The following is a 14,924-nucleotide window of genomic DNA, read 5'->3' on the forward strand; positions in this document are numbered from 1 at the left end:
CCGGAACGAGTGAAAAAATCGTGCCTGCTAGCGCCCGAAATCGAGCCCGATCTCTTCGTAGATCTCGCGGTTTTCGGCCCAGTTTTCCTCTACTTTCACGTGGAGGAACAGGTGCACCTTGCGCCCCAGCAGTTCGCTCAGCTCCAGCCGTGCGGCCTCGCCGATCTGCTTGATGCGGGAGCCGCCCTTGCCCAGCACGATCGGGCGCTGCGTTTCGCGGCCGACGACGATCTGCTGGTGGATCTCGACGCTGCCGTCCTTGCGCTCGACGTACTGCTCAGGCCGCACCGCGCTGTCATAGGGCAGTTCCTCGTGCAGCTGGCGGTAGAGCTGCTCGCGGGTGATTTCGGCTGCCATCAACCGCTCGCTGGCGTCGGACACCTGGTCTTCCGGAAAGATCCATTCGCCCTGCGGCATCATCGAGGCGAGGGCTGCCTTGAGCTCGGGCACCCCGTCGCCGGTCTGGGCCGAAACGAAGAAGATCTCCGCAAAGTCCGCCTTCGCGCCGAATTCCTGCGCCAGGGCAAGCAGCGGCTCCTTCTTCGCGATGTCCACCTTGTTGAGCACCAGGATCTTCCGTTCGGGCCGGACGCTCAGCGCCTCCAGCAGCGGGTCGAGTTCGTGCCGCCGCTGCTTGATCGGGTCGACCACCAGCAGGATCGCGTCGGCGGCCTGCGTCCCCTCCCACGCCGCGCTGACCATCGCGCGGTCGAGGCGGCGCTTGGGGCTGAAGATGCCCGGCGTGTCGACCAGCACCATCTGCGTGTCGATTCCCTCAGCATCCTGTGCGAGCGCAATGCCCATCAGCCGCGCACGGGTGGTCTGCGCCTTGGCGCTGACGATCGCGACCTTCTGGCCGACCAGAGCGTTGACCAGCGTCGATTTGCCCGCGTTGGGCGCGCCGATGACGGCGACGAAGCCGCAGCGCTGCGAGGGCGAGGAACTCATCCGAACTTCTCCATGAATGCACGCGCGGCTTCGGTTTCGGCCTGCTGCTTGCTCGATCCACCGGCTTCCACTTCGCCGACGTTGTACACCTTGACCTTCACCGTGAAGCGCGCCGCGTGGTCGGGGCCGGAGCGATCCACCAGCTGGTATTCGGGCGGCTTGCGGCGGTTGCCTGCGGCCCATTCCTGCAGCGCCGATTTGGGATGCTTGGAGCGGCCGCGCCGCCCCTCCACCGCATCGGCCCACAGATGATGGACAAGATCGCGAGTCGGATCAAACCCGGCTTCGAGGAAGTTCGCGCCGAGCAGCGCCTCCATCACATCGCCCAGCACGTTGTCGCTATCGTGCGCGCCATCGTCGCGCGCCTGCTTGCCCAGCCGGATATGCAGCGGCACGCCGATGTCACGCGCGATGCAGGCGCAGGTGTCGCGGCTGACCAACGCGTTGAGCCGCTGGGCGAGCTCTCCCTCCGCGGCGTTCGAATGCGCGAACAGCCAGTGGGAAATCGACAGGCCCAGAACCCGGTCGCCGAGCCATTCGAGCCGTTCGTAATTCGCCGTCTCGCCGGTGCTGCCATGGGTGAGCGCCATGTGCCAGATCGCTTCGTCGCGCACGGTGAAGCCGGTCTGCGCCAGCCACTCGCGGGTGCGGTCGTCGAGCAGGCTCATATGCCGCGCCCCAGCCGGTTCCAGCGGGCGGCGGTGAACCACGTCCACGGTTTGTGCCATTCGGCCGATCCGTCGGTCGACCACACCATCGCGCTGGCGCGGGCGACCAGCAGGTCCTGCGGCACCAGCCCCACGCCGCCGCCGGGGGCTGCAGGAAAGCGGCTGTCCATTGAATTGTCGCGGTTGTCGCCCATCGCGAAGACCGTTCCGTCGGGCACGATGATCGGGCCGAAGTCGTCCTGCGGCGTCCGTCCGAAATCGAGCGTGTCATAGCTTCTGCCGCCGGGCAGGGTTTCGCGGAAGCGGGCATAGCGGCAGGCGGCGATGCCATCCGACCCGGTGGCGGGCCGGCCCAGCACGCACGGGGAATTGGGCGTGGTCGGCAAGTAGAAATCGCCGATCCGCACGCGCTTCACCGGCTGGCCGTTCAGCACCACCTGGCCGCCGCGCAGCGCCACGCTGTCGCCGGGCAGTCCGATCACCCGCTTAATATAGTCGACCCGGTCCACCGGGTGCTTGAACACCGCGACGTCGCCGCGCTTGGGCGCGGAACCCAGCACGCGGCCCGGGATCAGCGGCAAGCTGAACGGCATCGACCATCTGGTGTACCCATAGGGCCACTTGGCGGCGATGAAGTAGTCGCCGTTCCACAGACGCGGCAGCATCGATTCGCTGGGGATCGAATAGAACGAGAAAAAGAACGCGCGGAACACGAACACCGCCAGGGCCAGCTTGACCACGAACCAGGCGAAACTGCCCAGGCTTTCCTTGTCCTCGGTCGCGGGAGCCGGATCGCGGGCGGGAACATCGGTGGCGCTCATGCGCTCGCCCTGCTGTCACAAGTGTCACACGTGTCACACTGTCCCGACGCAGAAAAACCGGATGCCAGCAGTTCCGGAGGGCGGGCGGAGAAAGGGTGGGCGGTGCTTGCAAACATAAGCCCGCCTCCTAAGGCCGAGCTGTCCGGGTAGGAAAGGATTTTCACGTGAGCGACGCGATCGAGGCGGGCTGGCAGCGGATCGAGGGGTGTCAGCACCGCACGTTGGAACAGCTGTTCGCCGCTGATGGCGGGCGGGTCGAGACGCTCTCTGCCCGGCTTGACTGGGGCAGCGAGGAGGAGCCGGGCGGCGCGCTGTTCGACTGGTCCAAGACACACCTTGATGATGAGCTGCTGAGCGCGTTCGAAAGCCTGGCCGATGCCGCCGGGTTCGCCGACCGTCGCACGGCGCTGCTCACGGGCGGGCGCGTCAACACGACCGAGAACCGCGCCGCCGAACACACCGCGCAGCGCGGGCTGGGGAGCGATGCCGCGGTCGAGGAGGCGGCGGCGCTGCATCAGCGGATGCACATGCTGGTCGAAGCGATCCACGGCGGAGCGCTGGGCGAGGTGCGGCACCTGATCCACATCGGCATCGGCGGGTCGGCGCTGGGTCCCAAGCTGGCGGTCGATGCGCTGGCGCGGGAAGGCGCTCTGGTCGAAGTCCACGTCGTGTCCAACATCGACGGTCTGGCACTGGAAGCGGCGTTCACGCGCTGCAACCCGGCCGAAACGTTGATCGCCGTCGCCAGCAAGACCTTCACCACCGTCGAGACGATGACCAACGCCGCCAGCGCGCTCGAGTGGCTGCAGCACAACGGAGTGGCCGATCCCTATGGCCGGGTGGTGGCACTGACCGCGAACCCGGACAAAGCGGTCGAGTGGGGCGTGGACGAAACCCGCGTGCTGCCGTTCCCCGAAACCGTCGGCGGGCGGTACTCGCTGTGGTCGAGCATCGGTTTCCCGGTCGCGCTTGCGCTGGGCTGGCAGGCGTTTGACGCGATGCTAGCGGGCGCGCGGGTGATCGACGAACACTTCCGCGACACGGATGGCCGGGCCAACCTGCCGCTGCGCGCGGCGTTTGCCGACCGCTATTACGCGCAGGTGCGCGGATGCCAGACGCGGGCCGTGTTCGCCTATGACGAGCGGCTGGCGTTGTTTTCGGGGTATCTCCAGCAACTGGAAATGGAATCGAACGGCAAGCGAGTAACCGCGGGCGGGACGCCGGTTCGCGGCGCCACCGCGCCGGTCACCTGGGGCGGGGTGGGCACCGACGCGCAGCACGCGGTGTTCCAGTTGCTTCACCAGGGCACTGTCGTGGTGCCGGTGGATTTCATCGCCAGCGTGACCCCCGGCGACACGCTGGACCCGGCGCATCACAGGATCCTGCTGAAGAACTGCTTTGCGCAAGGCGCGGCGCTGATGGCGGGGCAGACGAGCGACGATCCGGCGCGGGCCTATCCCGGCGACCGCCCGAGCGCCACCATCCTGTGCGACGACTTCGATGCGGCCACGCTCGGCGCGCTGATCGCGTTCCACGAACACCGCACGTTCGCCAATGCCGTGCTGATGGGGATCAACTCGTTCGACCAATACGGGGTCGAGCTGGGCAAGGCGATCGCGAACAAGATCGACGCGGGCGGCGCCAGTTTCGATCCCGCGACCGAGGCTTTGCTGCGGGCAGCGGATCTCGCCTGACGGTGTCCACTGTTTGAATTGCGGAACCAAGGGGTGGTCGAACGGTTGGGTGCCGCATTAGCCAAAGGGGGGCTTTAGAGTAACGGACGCATGGCTGATTCAGCGAAATCGCACAGCAAGGCTGACCTCCTCGTCCAGAGCGTCACCGACTATGCCATCTACATGCTCGATCCGGGCGGCATCGTCAGCAGCTGGAACCCCGGTGCCGAGCGGCTGAAGGGATACGACGTCGATGAGATCATCGGCCAGCATTTCTCCCGTTTCTACACCGAAGACGAGCGCGCCGCCGGCCTGCCCGAGCGGGCGCTGGAGATCGCACTGACGCAAGGACGGTACGAGGCTGAAGGCTGGCGCTTGCGCAAGGATGGCTCGCGCTTCTGGGCCAACGTCGTCATCGATCCGATCCGGGACGAACAGGGTGGCCACGTCGGGTTCGCCAAAGTCACCCGCGACCTCACCGAACGGCGCGAGGCGGAGCAGGCGCTGCGCCGGAGCGAGGAACACTTTCGGCTGCTGGTCCAGGGCGTTACCGACTACGCCATCTACATGCTCGACCCGCTGGGCTATGTCTCAAGCTGGAACGCCGGGGCCGAGCGGTTCAAGGGCTATGCCGCGCAGGACATCATCGGCCAGCACTTCTCGCGCTTTTACCAGGAGGAGGACCGCGCCGCCGGGATGCCCGAACAGGCGTTGAGGACGGCGGAAGAAGCCGGGCGGTTCGAGGCCGAGGGCTGGCGGGTGCGCCAGGACGGCACCCGGTTCTGGGCCAACGTAGTGATCGATCCGATCCGCGACGACGACGGTCACCTGCGCGGGTTCACCAAGATCACTCGCGACCTGACCGAGCGCAAGATCGCCGAAGACGCGCTGGAGCAATCGCGCGAGCAGATCTTCCAGGCGCAGAAGATGGAAGCCATCGGCCAGCTGACCGGCGGCGTGGCGCATGATTTCAACAATATCCTCTCGGCCATTTCCGGCAGCCTGGAAATCGCCATGAAGCGGATCGAGCAGGGGGAGGACCCCTTGCCGTTCCTGCACAACGCGATGCACGGCGCCCGGCGCGGCGCGACCCTGACCCAGCGATTGCTCGCGTTTGCGCGCAAGCAGGAACTGGAACTGGCGCCGACCGATCTGGTCGCCAGCATCCGCGACACCGCGGGCTTGCTGGAGCGCACGCTGGGCCCGAACGTCACCCTTGAAACCCGCTTTCCGATGCGTCTGCCCAAAGTGATGGTGGATCGCGGACAGCTCGAACTCGCGCTGATGAACCTTGTGGTCAACGCGCGCGATGCCATGCCGGCTGGCGGCCAGATCATCCTCGCGATCGACGTGCCCGCGGCCACGCCCGGCGCCCGGCAATTCGCCCGCTTGCGGGTGATCGACCAGGGCGAGGGGATGGACGCCGACACCCTGGCCCGCGCGATCGAGCCGTTCTTCACCACCAAGGGCGTGGGCAAGGGGACCGGCCTTGGCCTGTCCATGGTCCAGGGCATGGCCGAGCAGTGCGGTGGCCGCTTCGTCATCACCAGCGAACCGGGCGCGGGAACGACCGCCGAGATCTGGTTGCAAGTGGCGGAAGAGGAGGCCCGGCAGGACGACGCTGACACGGCGCGGCCAGCGCCGGCCAATCCGCAGCCGGAAATGCAACCCTTGCGCGTGCTGGCGGTCGATGACGATGCGATCGTGCTGCTCAACACCGTCACGATGCTGGAGGACATGGGGCATACCGTGACGGAGCGTCATTCCGGTCCCGAAGCGATCGAAACCCTGCGACACGACCAGTTCGACCTGCTGTTGTCCGACTATGCCATGCCGGGCATGAACGGCGGGGAACTGGTGCGCCGGGCGCGCGACATGCAGCCCGCTATCCGCGCGGCAATCGTATCGGGGTACGCGGACCTGCCGGAAGGCACCGCGCTCGACGTGCCCCGGCTGGCCAAGCCGTTCTCCCAGACCGATCTGGCCCAGCTGATCGGCCGCCTGACCGCGCAGCGCGACGCGGCGGAGGCCACGCGCCATTGACTTTTCGCAGGTGCACAACTAACTAGCCGCCATCGAGACGCCTAGCAGCGTGAACAGGCGAGTGCTTGGGTTCTGTCGAAGGTTCACTTCGATTTGACCACAGTCCGCCCCGGCCGTGTCTCGGTTCTACATTGCCTGACAGCCCAATTCACGCGGGTCGTTGACGAGGCCACTTTCGGCTTCACCACCCCGCTGCACGCGCCCGGACTCCGGCTGCGCGCTGCTGCATACGTAAAGCAGTTTCCCACTATGTCTTTTGAAAACCTTGGGCTGTCGCAGCCCGTGCTCCAGGCGCTGGAGCAGAAGAACTATACCGTCGCCACCCCGATCCAGCAGCAGGCGATCCCGCTCGTGCTGCAGGGCCGCGACCTGCTCGGCATCGCCCAGACGGGCACCGGCAAGACCGCCGCGTTCATGCTTCCGAGCATCGACCGGCTGCGCGAAGCCGACAAGCAGACCCCGTTCAAGTCGGCCCGCATGCTCGTGCTTGCCCCGACGCGCGAACTCGCCGGACAGATCGCCAAGAGCGCCGAGGATTACGGCGGCTTCACCGGCTTGAAGGTCGACGTCGTCGTCGGCGGAACGTCGGTGGGCAAGGACCGCAACAAGTTGCATCGCGGAACCGACGTGCTGGTGGCCACGCCAGGCCGTTTGCTCGACCTCGTCGACCAGAAGGCCATTCGCCTGGACGGGATCGAGATCCTGGTGCTCGACGAAGCCGACCAGATGCTCGACCTCGGCTTCATTCACGCGCTGCGCAAGCTGGTCGCGCTGATGCCGAAAGAGCGGCAGACGCTGCTGTTCAGCGCCACCATGCCGGGTTCGATCAAGGACCTGTCGAAGCAGTACCTGAACAACCCCGCGCAGGTCTCGGTCGCTCCCGCGGCGACCACCGCCGAGCGGGTCGAGCAGTACGTCACACTGGTCAGCCAGATGGAAAAGCAGGCGCTGCTCGAACTGATGCTGCAGAAGCGTTATCCCAAGACCGAGGGGATGGACCGCGTGCTGGTGTTTACCCGCACCAAGCATGGTGCGGACCGGGTGGTAAAGAAGCTCGTCCAGGCGAACATCCAGGCCGACGCGATCCACGGCAACAAGAGCCAGCCTCAGCGTGAGCGGGCGTTGGCGAACTTCAAGTCGGGCCGGGTCAAGGTGCTGGTGGCGACCGACATCGCCGCGCGCGGGATCGACGTGTCGGGCGTCAGCCACGTGATCAACTACGAACTGCCCAACGTGGCCGAACAGTACGTCCACCGCATCGGGCGGACCGCCCGCGCGGGCGCGGACGGCATCGCGCTGACCCTGTGCGCCGAGGACGAGCGCGCGTATCTGCGCGACATTCAGAAGCTGACCGGGGTCACCTGCGAGCGTCTGCCGCTGCCCGATAACTTCCGTGCTTTCATCGAAGACGCGCCTATCGTCCGGCCCAAGGGCAACCCCGGCCAGCAACAGCGCAGCGCACCGAAAAAGGTCTTTGCGAAGCCGGTGGGAGGCGATCGCCGCCCGGACCGCGCGCCCCGTCAGGGACAGCAAGGTGGCGGAGAGCGGAGCGATCAACGAACCGACGAACGCTCTGGCCAGCAGGGCGGCAATCGTCCGCGGCGGTTCCACGGGAAGGGCCAGGGCGGCGGCGGTGGTCGCGGTGGCCAGGGCGGCGGCGGGGCCCAGCGGCGCGCGCGCGGCTAACCCCGGCACTCCCAGCATTCTGGCGGCGCGACAGCTTTTGTTCAGGTAAACTTGTGTTTTCCTGACAATTGCGGGTCGCGCCGTCCCCGTTTCGCACGGGGTTATCCAGGTTGTTTCGCATGATACGTCTGTTTGTTCTGCTGGGGTCAATCGCGCTGAGCGGTTGTACCGCTGCGCAAATCCGCCTGCCGTCCGCGTTGGCCGATGCGTCGATCCGTACGGAGATTTCTGGCATCGGCGGCCGCCCGAGCGGGCAGTTTATCGCCGGTGCCTATACCGGCAGCTTTGATCGCGCGCTGGAGCGCTGGACTTTCGCCGACACGATCGCCCGCACCGGCCACAGCGACTTCATCATTGCCGGGCCGGAGATCAGTTCGACCATCGAGGCGCGGTGTGCGATGCGCGAGCGGGCGGTCGACCTTGGCCTGGCGGAAATCACCGTCCAGCCGCTCGCTTATCGCTGCGCGTTCACCGCGGAAGGGCGCGCCATACCCGCGCGCTTCGAGCTGCAGGAGGTGATCGGCGGCGGCAGCGCGATCACCCGCCATGAACGGCGCGGCGAGATCGCCCTGGGCGGAGAAACCATCCGATTCCGTTCGGTGCATCATCTGGCCGGCACCCCGTTGCCCAGCCTGACCCCGGTCGGATACGTGTTCGAACGGCGCGGGGTCGAGATCGGAGCGCTGGAACTCACCGGACGCCCGGCGCTGCTGCTCGCACCCGGCCTTGACCGTGGCGCTGCCCGGACCGCGACGGTCGCGGCCCTGGCTTTGGCCACGTTCTGGGATCCCGCGATCCACGACCTCGACTGAGGTTGGCAAGGCTGCCCCCGCCCGCCATATGCGCCGCTCAGGCAGGAGGCGCGCATGGCGGACGGCACTTACGACTATGATCTGTTCGTCATTGGCGCAGGCTCGGGCGGCGTGCGCGCCAGCCGGGTGGCCGCGGGCTATGGCGCCAAGGTTGCCGTGGCGGAGGAGTACCGGGTCGGCGGTACCTGCGTAATCCGCGGCTGTGTGCCCAAGAAAATGCTCGTCTACGGCGCACACTTCGCCGAGGACCTGGAGGACGCGCGCAATTTCGGCTGGACGATCGACAGTCCCAAGTTCGACTGGTCGGTGCTGCGCGACAACGTGCTGAAAGACGTCGACCGTCTGAACGGCGCCTATACCTCGACGCTTGAGAACTACGATGTCGAGATCATCCTCGAACGCGCCACGCTGACCGGCCCGCATGAGATCACGCTGGGCGGCGGACGGACCGTGACCGCGAAGATCATCCTGATCGCCACCGGGGCGCGGCCGCATGTCCCCACCTTTCCCGGCTCCGATCTGGGGATCACCAGCAACGAGGCATTCCATCTCGATGCCCTCCCGCCGCGCATCCTGATTGCCGGTGGCGGGTATATCGCCAACGAATTTGCCGGCATCTTCAACCAGTTCGGCAGCAAAGTTACCATCGTCAATCGATCCGATCAGCTCTTGCGCGGATACGACTCGGCGCTGCGCGACCGGTTGCTGCAGATCAGCATCACCAAGGGCATCGACTTCCGCTTCAACGCGCAGTTCCGCTCGATCGAGCAGACCGAGGACGGGTGCCTCAAGGTCAGCATGACCAATCACGAAGACCTGGTGGTCGACTGCGTCCTGTTCGCCACCGGACGCGTGCCGAATACCGAGGGACTGGGACTGGAACACGCCGGCGTCGCAGTGGGCGACCACGGCGAGATCGTGGTCGACGAATACAGCAAGACCAACGTCGGCCACATCTATGCCGTGGGCGACGTGACCAACCGGGTGCAGCTTACCCCCGTCGCCATCCGCGAAGGGCAGGCGTTCGCCGACACCGTGTTCGGCGACAACCCACGCACGGTCGACCACGGCTGCATCCCCAGCGCGGTCTTCAGCCACCCGCCACTGGCCGCCGTCGGCATGACCGAGAGCGAGGCGCGCAACACGTATGGTCCGGTGAAGGTCTACGAGAGTGATTTTCGCCCGATGAAGAACGTGCTTGCCGGGCGCAACGAACGCTCGTTGTACAAGATGGTCTGCGCGGAAACGACCGGCAAGATCCTGGGCATCCACATGATCGGCCCGGAAAGCGCCGAGATCATGCAGGCGGCCGCCGTCGCGGTGAAGGCGGGACTGACCAAGGAGCAGTTCGACCAGACGGTCGCCATCCACCCCACGATGGCGGAGGAACTGGTGCTGCTGCGCTGATTGCCGGCCGTCTCGGTTACGCGTAACCAGCGCATGAGGGAGAACGCGCATGGCAGGCACGGTTCTGGTCACCGGGGGCACCGGTTACATCGCGGGCGAGGTGATCGACCAACTGCTCGGCAGGGGCTGGTGCGTGCGCACCACCGTGCGCAGCAAGGCCACCAGCGAGGCGCGGCTGCGGGCACGCTGGCCGGGGGCGGGCGACAAGCTGTTCGTGTTCGAGGCCGACCTGATGAACGATGCCGGGTGGGACCTGGCGAACGAAGGTTGCACGCACGTCGCGCATGTCGCCTCGCCCTTTCCGGTGGGTGTGCCCAAGGATGAGAACGAACTGATCGTGCGCGCCCGCGAAGGCACCTTGCGTGCTCTCAGGTTCGCGCATGCCGCCGGGGTGCAGCACTTCGTCCAGACCAGCAGTTCCGCCGCGATCGCCTATGGCCATCCCGCCAGCAAGACCCTGTTCGACGAGAGCGACTGGACCGATGCGAACGCGCCCGGCATCCAGCCTTACATCAAGTCCAAGACGGTTGCCGAGCGGGCCGCGCGCGAATGGGTGGCGCAAAACGCTCTCGACATGGCGTTCTGCAGCATCAACCCGGTCGCGGTGCTGGGGCCGGTCGCGAACGATGACCTGTCCGCCTCCATCGAGTTCGTCCGCCGCTTTCTGACCGGCGAGATCCCGGCGATCCCGCGCATCGGCTTTACCGTGGTCGACGTGCGCGATGTCGCCTCGCTCCACGTGCTCGCGCTGGAGGCGCCCGCCGCCACGATCCGCGGCGAACGCTTCGCCTGCGCAGCCGATTTCATGTGGATGGAGGACATGGCCCGCGTGCTGCGCGATCACCTGGGGGCTGATGCCCGCAAGGTCCCGAGCCGCCGGATGCCGACCCCGGTCCTCAAGCTGATGGCGCTGTTCAGCCGCGACATCCGCCAGATCGCGGGCGAGGTCGGCAAGCGCAAAGTGGTCAGCGGCCAGCATGCGAAGGACAAGCTCGGCTGGACCACGCTGCCGGTGGAGCAGACCGTGCTCGACACCGCGCGTAGCCTGATCGCCCAAGGGGTGGTCAAACTCTGACGGTTTGTTGACGCTCCGCCGCGCGCGCGGCAAGGCGGCGGCAACCAGACAAGGGGTGCCGATGTCCGCCAATATCGCCGAACTCGAACGCCGCCGCGCCGCCGCCAGGATGGGCGGGGGCGAGAAGCGGATCGCCGCGCAGCACGCCAAGGGCAAGCTGACCGCGCGCGAGCGGCTCGACATCCTGCTCGACGAGGGCAGCTTCGAAGAGCTCGATGCCTATGTCGAGCATGACTGCAACGACTTCGGGATGGAGAACCAGCGCATCCCCGGCGACGGTGTCGTGACGGGATCGGGCACGATCAACGGCCGGCTGGTGTTCGTGTTCAGCCAGGACTTCACCGTGTTCGGCGGCTCGCTGTCGAAACGCCACGCGGAGAAGATCTGCAAGGTGATGGACAGCGCGATGAAGGTTGGTGCGCCGGTCATCGGCCTCAACGACAGCGGCGGCGCGCGTATCCAAGAGGGTGTGGCTTCGCTCGGCGGCTATGCCGAGGTGTTTCAGCGCAACGTGCTCGCAAGCGGGGTGGTGCCGCAGATCAGCCTGATCATGGGGCCATGTGCGGGCGGGGCGGTTTATTCGCCCGCGATGACCGACTTCATCTTCATGGTGAAAGACAGCAGTTACATGTTCGTCACCGGGCCCGACGTGGTGAAGACGGTGACCAACGAGGTGGTGACGCAAGAGGAACTGGGCGGGGCAGTCACCCACACCACCAAAACTTCGGTCGCCGATCTCGCGTTCGAGAACGACATCGAGACGCTGCTGCAGACCCGCCGGTTCTTCGATTTCCTGCCGCTGTCGAACCGCGAGGCGGTGCCTGAGCGTCCGACTTCCGATCCGTGGGACCGGCTCGACGAAAGCCTCGACACGCTGATCCCGGCCAACGCCAATCAGCCATACGACATGCACGAAGTGATTCGTAAGGTGCTGGATGAGGGCGATTTCTTCGAAGTCCAGCCGGCGCACGCGGGCAATATCCTGTGCGGGTTCGGCCGGGTCGAGGGGCGCACGGTGGGCGTGGTCGCCAACCAGCCGATGGTGCTCGCCGGCGTGCTCGACATCAATTCGAGCAAGAAGGCCGCGCGCTTCGTGCGGTTCTGCGATGCGTTCGAGATCCCGATCCTGACCTTCGTCGACGTGCCCGGCTTCCTCCCCGGCACGGCGCAGGAGCACAATGGCATCATCAAGCACGGCGCCAAGCTATTGTTCGCCTATGCCGAGGCGACCGTGCCCAAGATCACCGTGATCACCCGCAAGGCCTATGGCGGAGCCTACGACGTCATGGCGTCCAAGCACTTGCGCGGCGACCTCAACTACGCCTGGCCCACCGCCGAGATCGCCGTGATGGGCGCCAAGGGCGCGGTCGAAATCATCTTCCGTGGGCTTGGGCCGGAGCAGATTGCCGAGAAAACCAAAGAGTACGAGGACCGCTTCGCCAACCCCTTCGTGGCGGCGAGCCGGGGGTATATCGACGAGGTGATCTACCCGCACTCCACGCGGCGGCGGATCGCGCTGGGGCTGAGGAAGCTACGCGGGAAGGTGCTCGAGAACCCGTGGAAGAAGCATGACAACATTCCGCTGTGACTGATTTGCTCATTTGGACTTGGATGTTAGCAGTGGCTGGTATTGGCCTTTGGAGTGTTGCGCGCGGGCTCAAAGAGCTGGAGGCCGGACAGACTACAATGTTGGGGTGGCCAACGTTCGTGCGGGCAAATGATCCAATCCGGTTTTGGCTGACGCTCGGCGGGCGTTTCCTCGGTTGTGTCGGCGCCGCAGCCCTTTTCGGCGCATTCTTCATGTGGAGCAGGTGATTTGAAACTCGGTTGTCTCAATCACATCGGCGTCGCAACGCCCTCGATCGCGGACAGCGTGGCCTATTACCGGGAGGTGATGGGCGCGACGCAGATCACCGAGCCCTTCGACCTGCCCGAGCAGGGGGTGAAGGTCTGCTTCGTCGATACGCCGGGCAAGGGCGGCCCAAACTCTGAACTTCACGGCACACAGATCGAGCTGATTGAGCCGCTGGGCGAGGGCTCAGCGATCCGCGGGTTCCTCGAGAAAAACCCGCTCGGGGGGCAGCATCACCTTTGCTACGAGGTGTCCGATATCGACGCGGCGCGGGCCTGGTTCGAGGGGCTGGGCAAGCGCATCCTCGGCCCCACCCGCATCGGCGCGCATGGGACGCCGATCTTCTTCCTCCACCCGAAGGACATGATGGGCCAGCTGACCGAGATCATGGAGACGCCCCGAAGCGACCATTAGCCCGCGTATTGACGCTTGCTCCCGCGGGCGGCTCGGGCAAAGGTTGCGACAAGCAACGCATGAGGGAGAGCGGGTGTGGCCAATTACGAAACGATTCTGACCGAGCGCCAGGGTGGCGTGCTCAAGATCACGCTCAACCGGCCCGAGCGGCTCAACGCCGCCTCGATCGAACTGGCGGAGGAGCTCGGCGCCGCGTTCTATGACCTGGGCGATGCGCGCAGCGTTCTGATCACCGGCGCGGGCAAGGGGTTCTGCTCGGGCGCGGACCTTGCGGCGCGCGGCGAGTCGAGCGCGATCCAGCAGAAGGGCGGTAGCCACCGCGCGCTGCAGAACTACTACAACCCGCTGCTCAGCCAGATACTGCGCTGCCCGGTGCCGGTGGTGACCGCGGTCAACGGTCCGGCCGCCGGCGTCGGCTGCTCGATCGCGCTGGCGGGCGATTTCGTCCTCGCGGGCCAGAGCGCGTATTTCCTGCAGGCGTTCGTCAACATCGGGCTGGTGCCCGACGGCGGTTCGACGTGGTTGCTCGCCCGCGCCATCGGCCGCGCCCGCGCCACCCGCATGATGATGCTGGGTGAGAAGATCGGTGCTGAGCAGGCTGAAGATTGGGGACTTATCTACCGCGCGGTGGACGACGCGGCGCTGATGGACGAGGCGATGGCGCTCGCCACCCGCCTGTCGGAAGGACCGACCGTTGCCTACCGCACGATGAAGGCGAACATCCAGACCGCGCTCGACGGCACGCTGCCGCAGGTCTTTCTGGCCGAGGCCGAGGGCCAGCGGGTGGCTGGCGCCAGCGCCGATGCGGCGGAGGGCGGGATGGCTTTCCTTCAGAAGCGCAAAGCCGCCTTCAAGGGAGCCTGATGATGTTGTTCTACGATAGCCCCAACCCCGCGCCCAACCCGCGACGGGTGCGCATCTTCGCCGCCGAGAAAGGCATCTCGCTTCCTTCCAAGGAGGTGTCGATCCCCGCGCGCGAGCACAAGGCGCCTGATTACACCGCCAAGAACCCGCGCGGACAGACCCCCGCGCTGGAACTCGACGATGGCACCGTGATCGCTGAAAGCGTCGCGATCTGCCGCTTCCTGGAAGCGTTGCATCCCGATCCTCCCCTGTTCGGCCGCACGCCGACCGAGATTGGCGTGATCGAGATGTGGAACCGCCGGGTGGAGATGATCCTGATGCCGCCGGTGGGTGCGGTGTGGGTCCACACGCACCGATTCACCGCCGCGCTCCCCGGCCGCAACACCGAGTGGGGCGAGTCCAATCGGCCGCGGATCGCCGATGCCTTTGCGTTCTTCGACCGCAGCCTGGAAAACAACGAGTTTCTGGCCGGCGACAAGTTTTCGATGGCGGACATACTGCTGCTTACCACGGTCGATTTCGCTACGTTCATCGGCAGCGGGCCGGACTCCGGGAACGGCGCGCTGATGCGCTGGCACGAGACGGTCAGCGCGCGGCCGAGCGCTGCGGCATAGTCGCGTCGCGACTTCCGCTGGCAGGGCGGTTGTGCTTAGGGGTTGGC

At 66.2% G+C, this 14,924-nt stretch carries 13 protein-coding genes; 10 read left to right on the forward strand and 3 right to left on the reverse strand.

Annotated features, from left to right (window positions below; genetic code table 11):
- Window positions 1-27: 27 nt before the first annotated feature.
- The 3 genes from era to lepB are packed head-to-tail and all read right to left on the reverse strand — an operon-like array spanning window position 28 to window position 2,437.
- Window positions 28-948: a GTPase Era gene (gene era, locus E0504_RS19445; RefSeq protein ID WP_131625375.1), complete on the reverse strand. Its 921-nt coding sequence runs from the start codon at window positions 946-948 to the stop codon at window positions 28-30.
- Window positions 945-1,616 carry a ribonuclease III gene (gene rnc / locus E0504_RS19450; RefSeq protein ID WP_210413439.1) on the reverse strand — a complete coding sequence of 224 codons (672 nt, stop codon included), beginning with the start codon at window positions 1,614-1,616 and terminating at the stop codon, window positions 945-947. Before rnc ends, era begins: the two co-directional genes overlap by 4 nt.
- Entirely contained in the window at window positions 1,613-2,437 is an 825-nt protein-coding gene (gene lepB, locus E0504_RS19455) for a signal peptidase I (protein WP_131625376.1), read from the reverse strand. Before lepB ends, rnc begins: the two co-directional genes overlap by 4 nt.
- 164 nt (window positions 2,438-2,601) lie before the next feature.
- Between lepB and pgi the strand changes: the two genes are divergently transcribed.
- The 10 genes from pgi to E0504_RS19505 all read left to right on the forward strand — a co-directional run bounded on the left by pgi (window position 2,602) and on the right by E0504_RS19505 (window position 14,877).
- Entirely contained in the window at window positions 2,602-4,131 is a 1,530-nt protein-coding gene (pgi, locus tag E0504_RS19460; RefSeq protein WP_131625378.1) for a glucose-6-phosphate isomerase, read from the forward strand.
- Between the two features lie 90 nt (window positions 4,132-4,221).
- Entirely contained in the window at window positions 4,222-6,153 is a 1,932-nt protein-coding gene (locus E0504_RS19465) for a PAS domain-containing sensor histidine kinase (protein WP_131625379.1), read from the forward strand.
- Between the two features lie 249 nt (window positions 6,154-6,402).
- Window positions 6,403-7,839: a DEAD/DEAH box helicase gene (locus tag E0504_RS19470; RefSeq protein WP_131625381.1), complete on the forward strand. Its 1,437-nt coding sequence runs from the start codon at window positions 6,403-6,405 to the stop codon at window positions 7,837-7,839.
- A gap of 197 nt (window positions 7,840-8,036) precedes the next feature.
- On the forward strand, window positions 8,037-8,651 hold the full coding sequence (locus tag E0504_RS19475) for a hypothetical protein (RefSeq protein ID WP_131625383.1): 615 nt from the start codon (window positions 8,037-8,039) through the stop codon (window positions 8,649-8,651).
- A gap of 54 nt (window positions 8,652-8,705) precedes the next feature.
- Window positions 8,706-10,058, forward strand: coding sequence for a glutathione-disulfide reductase (gor, locus tag E0504_RS19480; RefSeq protein ID WP_131625384.1), 1,353 nt, complete (start codon window positions 8,706-8,708; stop codon window positions 10,056-10,058).
- Between the two features lie 49 nt (window positions 10,059-10,107).
- Window positions 10,108-11,133, forward strand: a complete 1,026-nt coding sequence (locus E0504_RS19485; RefSeq protein WP_131625385.1) for an NAD-dependent epimerase/dehydratase family protein — start codon at window positions 10,108-10,110, stop codon at window positions 11,131-11,133.
- Between the two features lie 61 nt (window positions 11,134-11,194).
- On the forward strand, window positions 11,195-12,721 hold the full coding sequence (locus E0504_RS19490; RefSeq protein WP_131625386.1) for an acyl-CoA carboxylase subunit beta: 1,527 nt from the start codon (window positions 11,195-11,197) through the stop codon (window positions 12,719-12,721).
- 228 nt (window positions 12,722-12,949) lie between these two features.
- Window positions 12,950-13,399 (forward strand): methylmalonyl-CoA epimerase, encoded by a 450-nt coding sequence (mce, locus tag E0504_RS19495; RefSeq protein WP_131625388.1) that lies wholly within the window; start codon window positions 12,950-12,952, stop codon window positions 13,397-13,399.
- 75 nt (window positions 13,400-13,474) lie between these two features.
- Entirely contained in the window at window positions 13,475-14,263 is a 789-nt protein-coding gene (locus tag E0504_RS19500; protein ID WP_131625389.1) for an enoyl-CoA hydratase-related protein, read from the forward strand.
- The gene (locus E0504_RS19505) at window positions 14,263-14,877 is read left to right on the forward strand and encodes a glutathione S-transferase family protein (protein ID WP_207974496.1); all 615 of its coding nucleotides are present in this window, start codon (window positions 14,263-14,265) and stop codon (window positions 14,875-14,877) included. Before E0504_RS19500 ends, E0504_RS19505 begins: the two co-directional genes overlap by 1 nt.
- Window positions 14,878-14,924 lie beyond the last annotated feature (47 nt).

This window comes from Parafrankia sp. BMG5.11, assembly GCF_004337455.1.

Coding starts and splice junctions, on each gene's coding strand:
- era (WP_131625375.1), bottom strand. CDS start 948: ATGAGTTCCTCGCCCTCGCAGCGCTGCGGCTTCGTCGCCGTCATCGGC.
- rnc (WP_210413439.1), bottom strand. CDS start 1,616: ATGAGCCTGCTCGACGACCGCACCCGCGAGTGGCTGGCGCAGACCGGC.
- lepB (WP_131625376.1), bottom strand. CDS start 2,437: ATGAGCGCCACCGATGTTCCCGCCCGCGATCCGGCTCCCGCGACCGAG.
- E0504_RS19465 (WP_131625379.1), top strand. CDS start 4,222: ATGGCTGATTCAGCGAAATCGCACAGCAAGGCTGACCTCCTCGTCCAG.
- E0504_RS19470 (WP_131625381.1), top strand. CDS start 6,403: ATGTCTTTTGAAAACCTTGGGCTGTCGCAGCCCGTGCTCCAGGCGCTG.
- gor (WP_131625384.1), top strand. CDS start 8,706: ATGGCGGACGGCACTTACGACTATGATCTGTTCGTCATTGGCGCAGGC.
- E0504_RS19485 (WP_131625385.1), top strand. CDS start 10,108: ATGGCAGGCACGGTTCTGGTCACCGGGGGCACCGGTTACATCGCGGGC.
- E0504_RS19490 (WP_131625386.1), top strand. CDS start 11,195: ATGTCCGCCAATATCGCCGAACTCGAACGCCGCCGCGCCGCCGCCAGG.
- E0504_RS19505 (WP_207974496.1), top strand. CDS start 14,263: ATGATGTTGTTCTACGATAGCCCCAACCCCGCGCCCAACCCGCGACGG.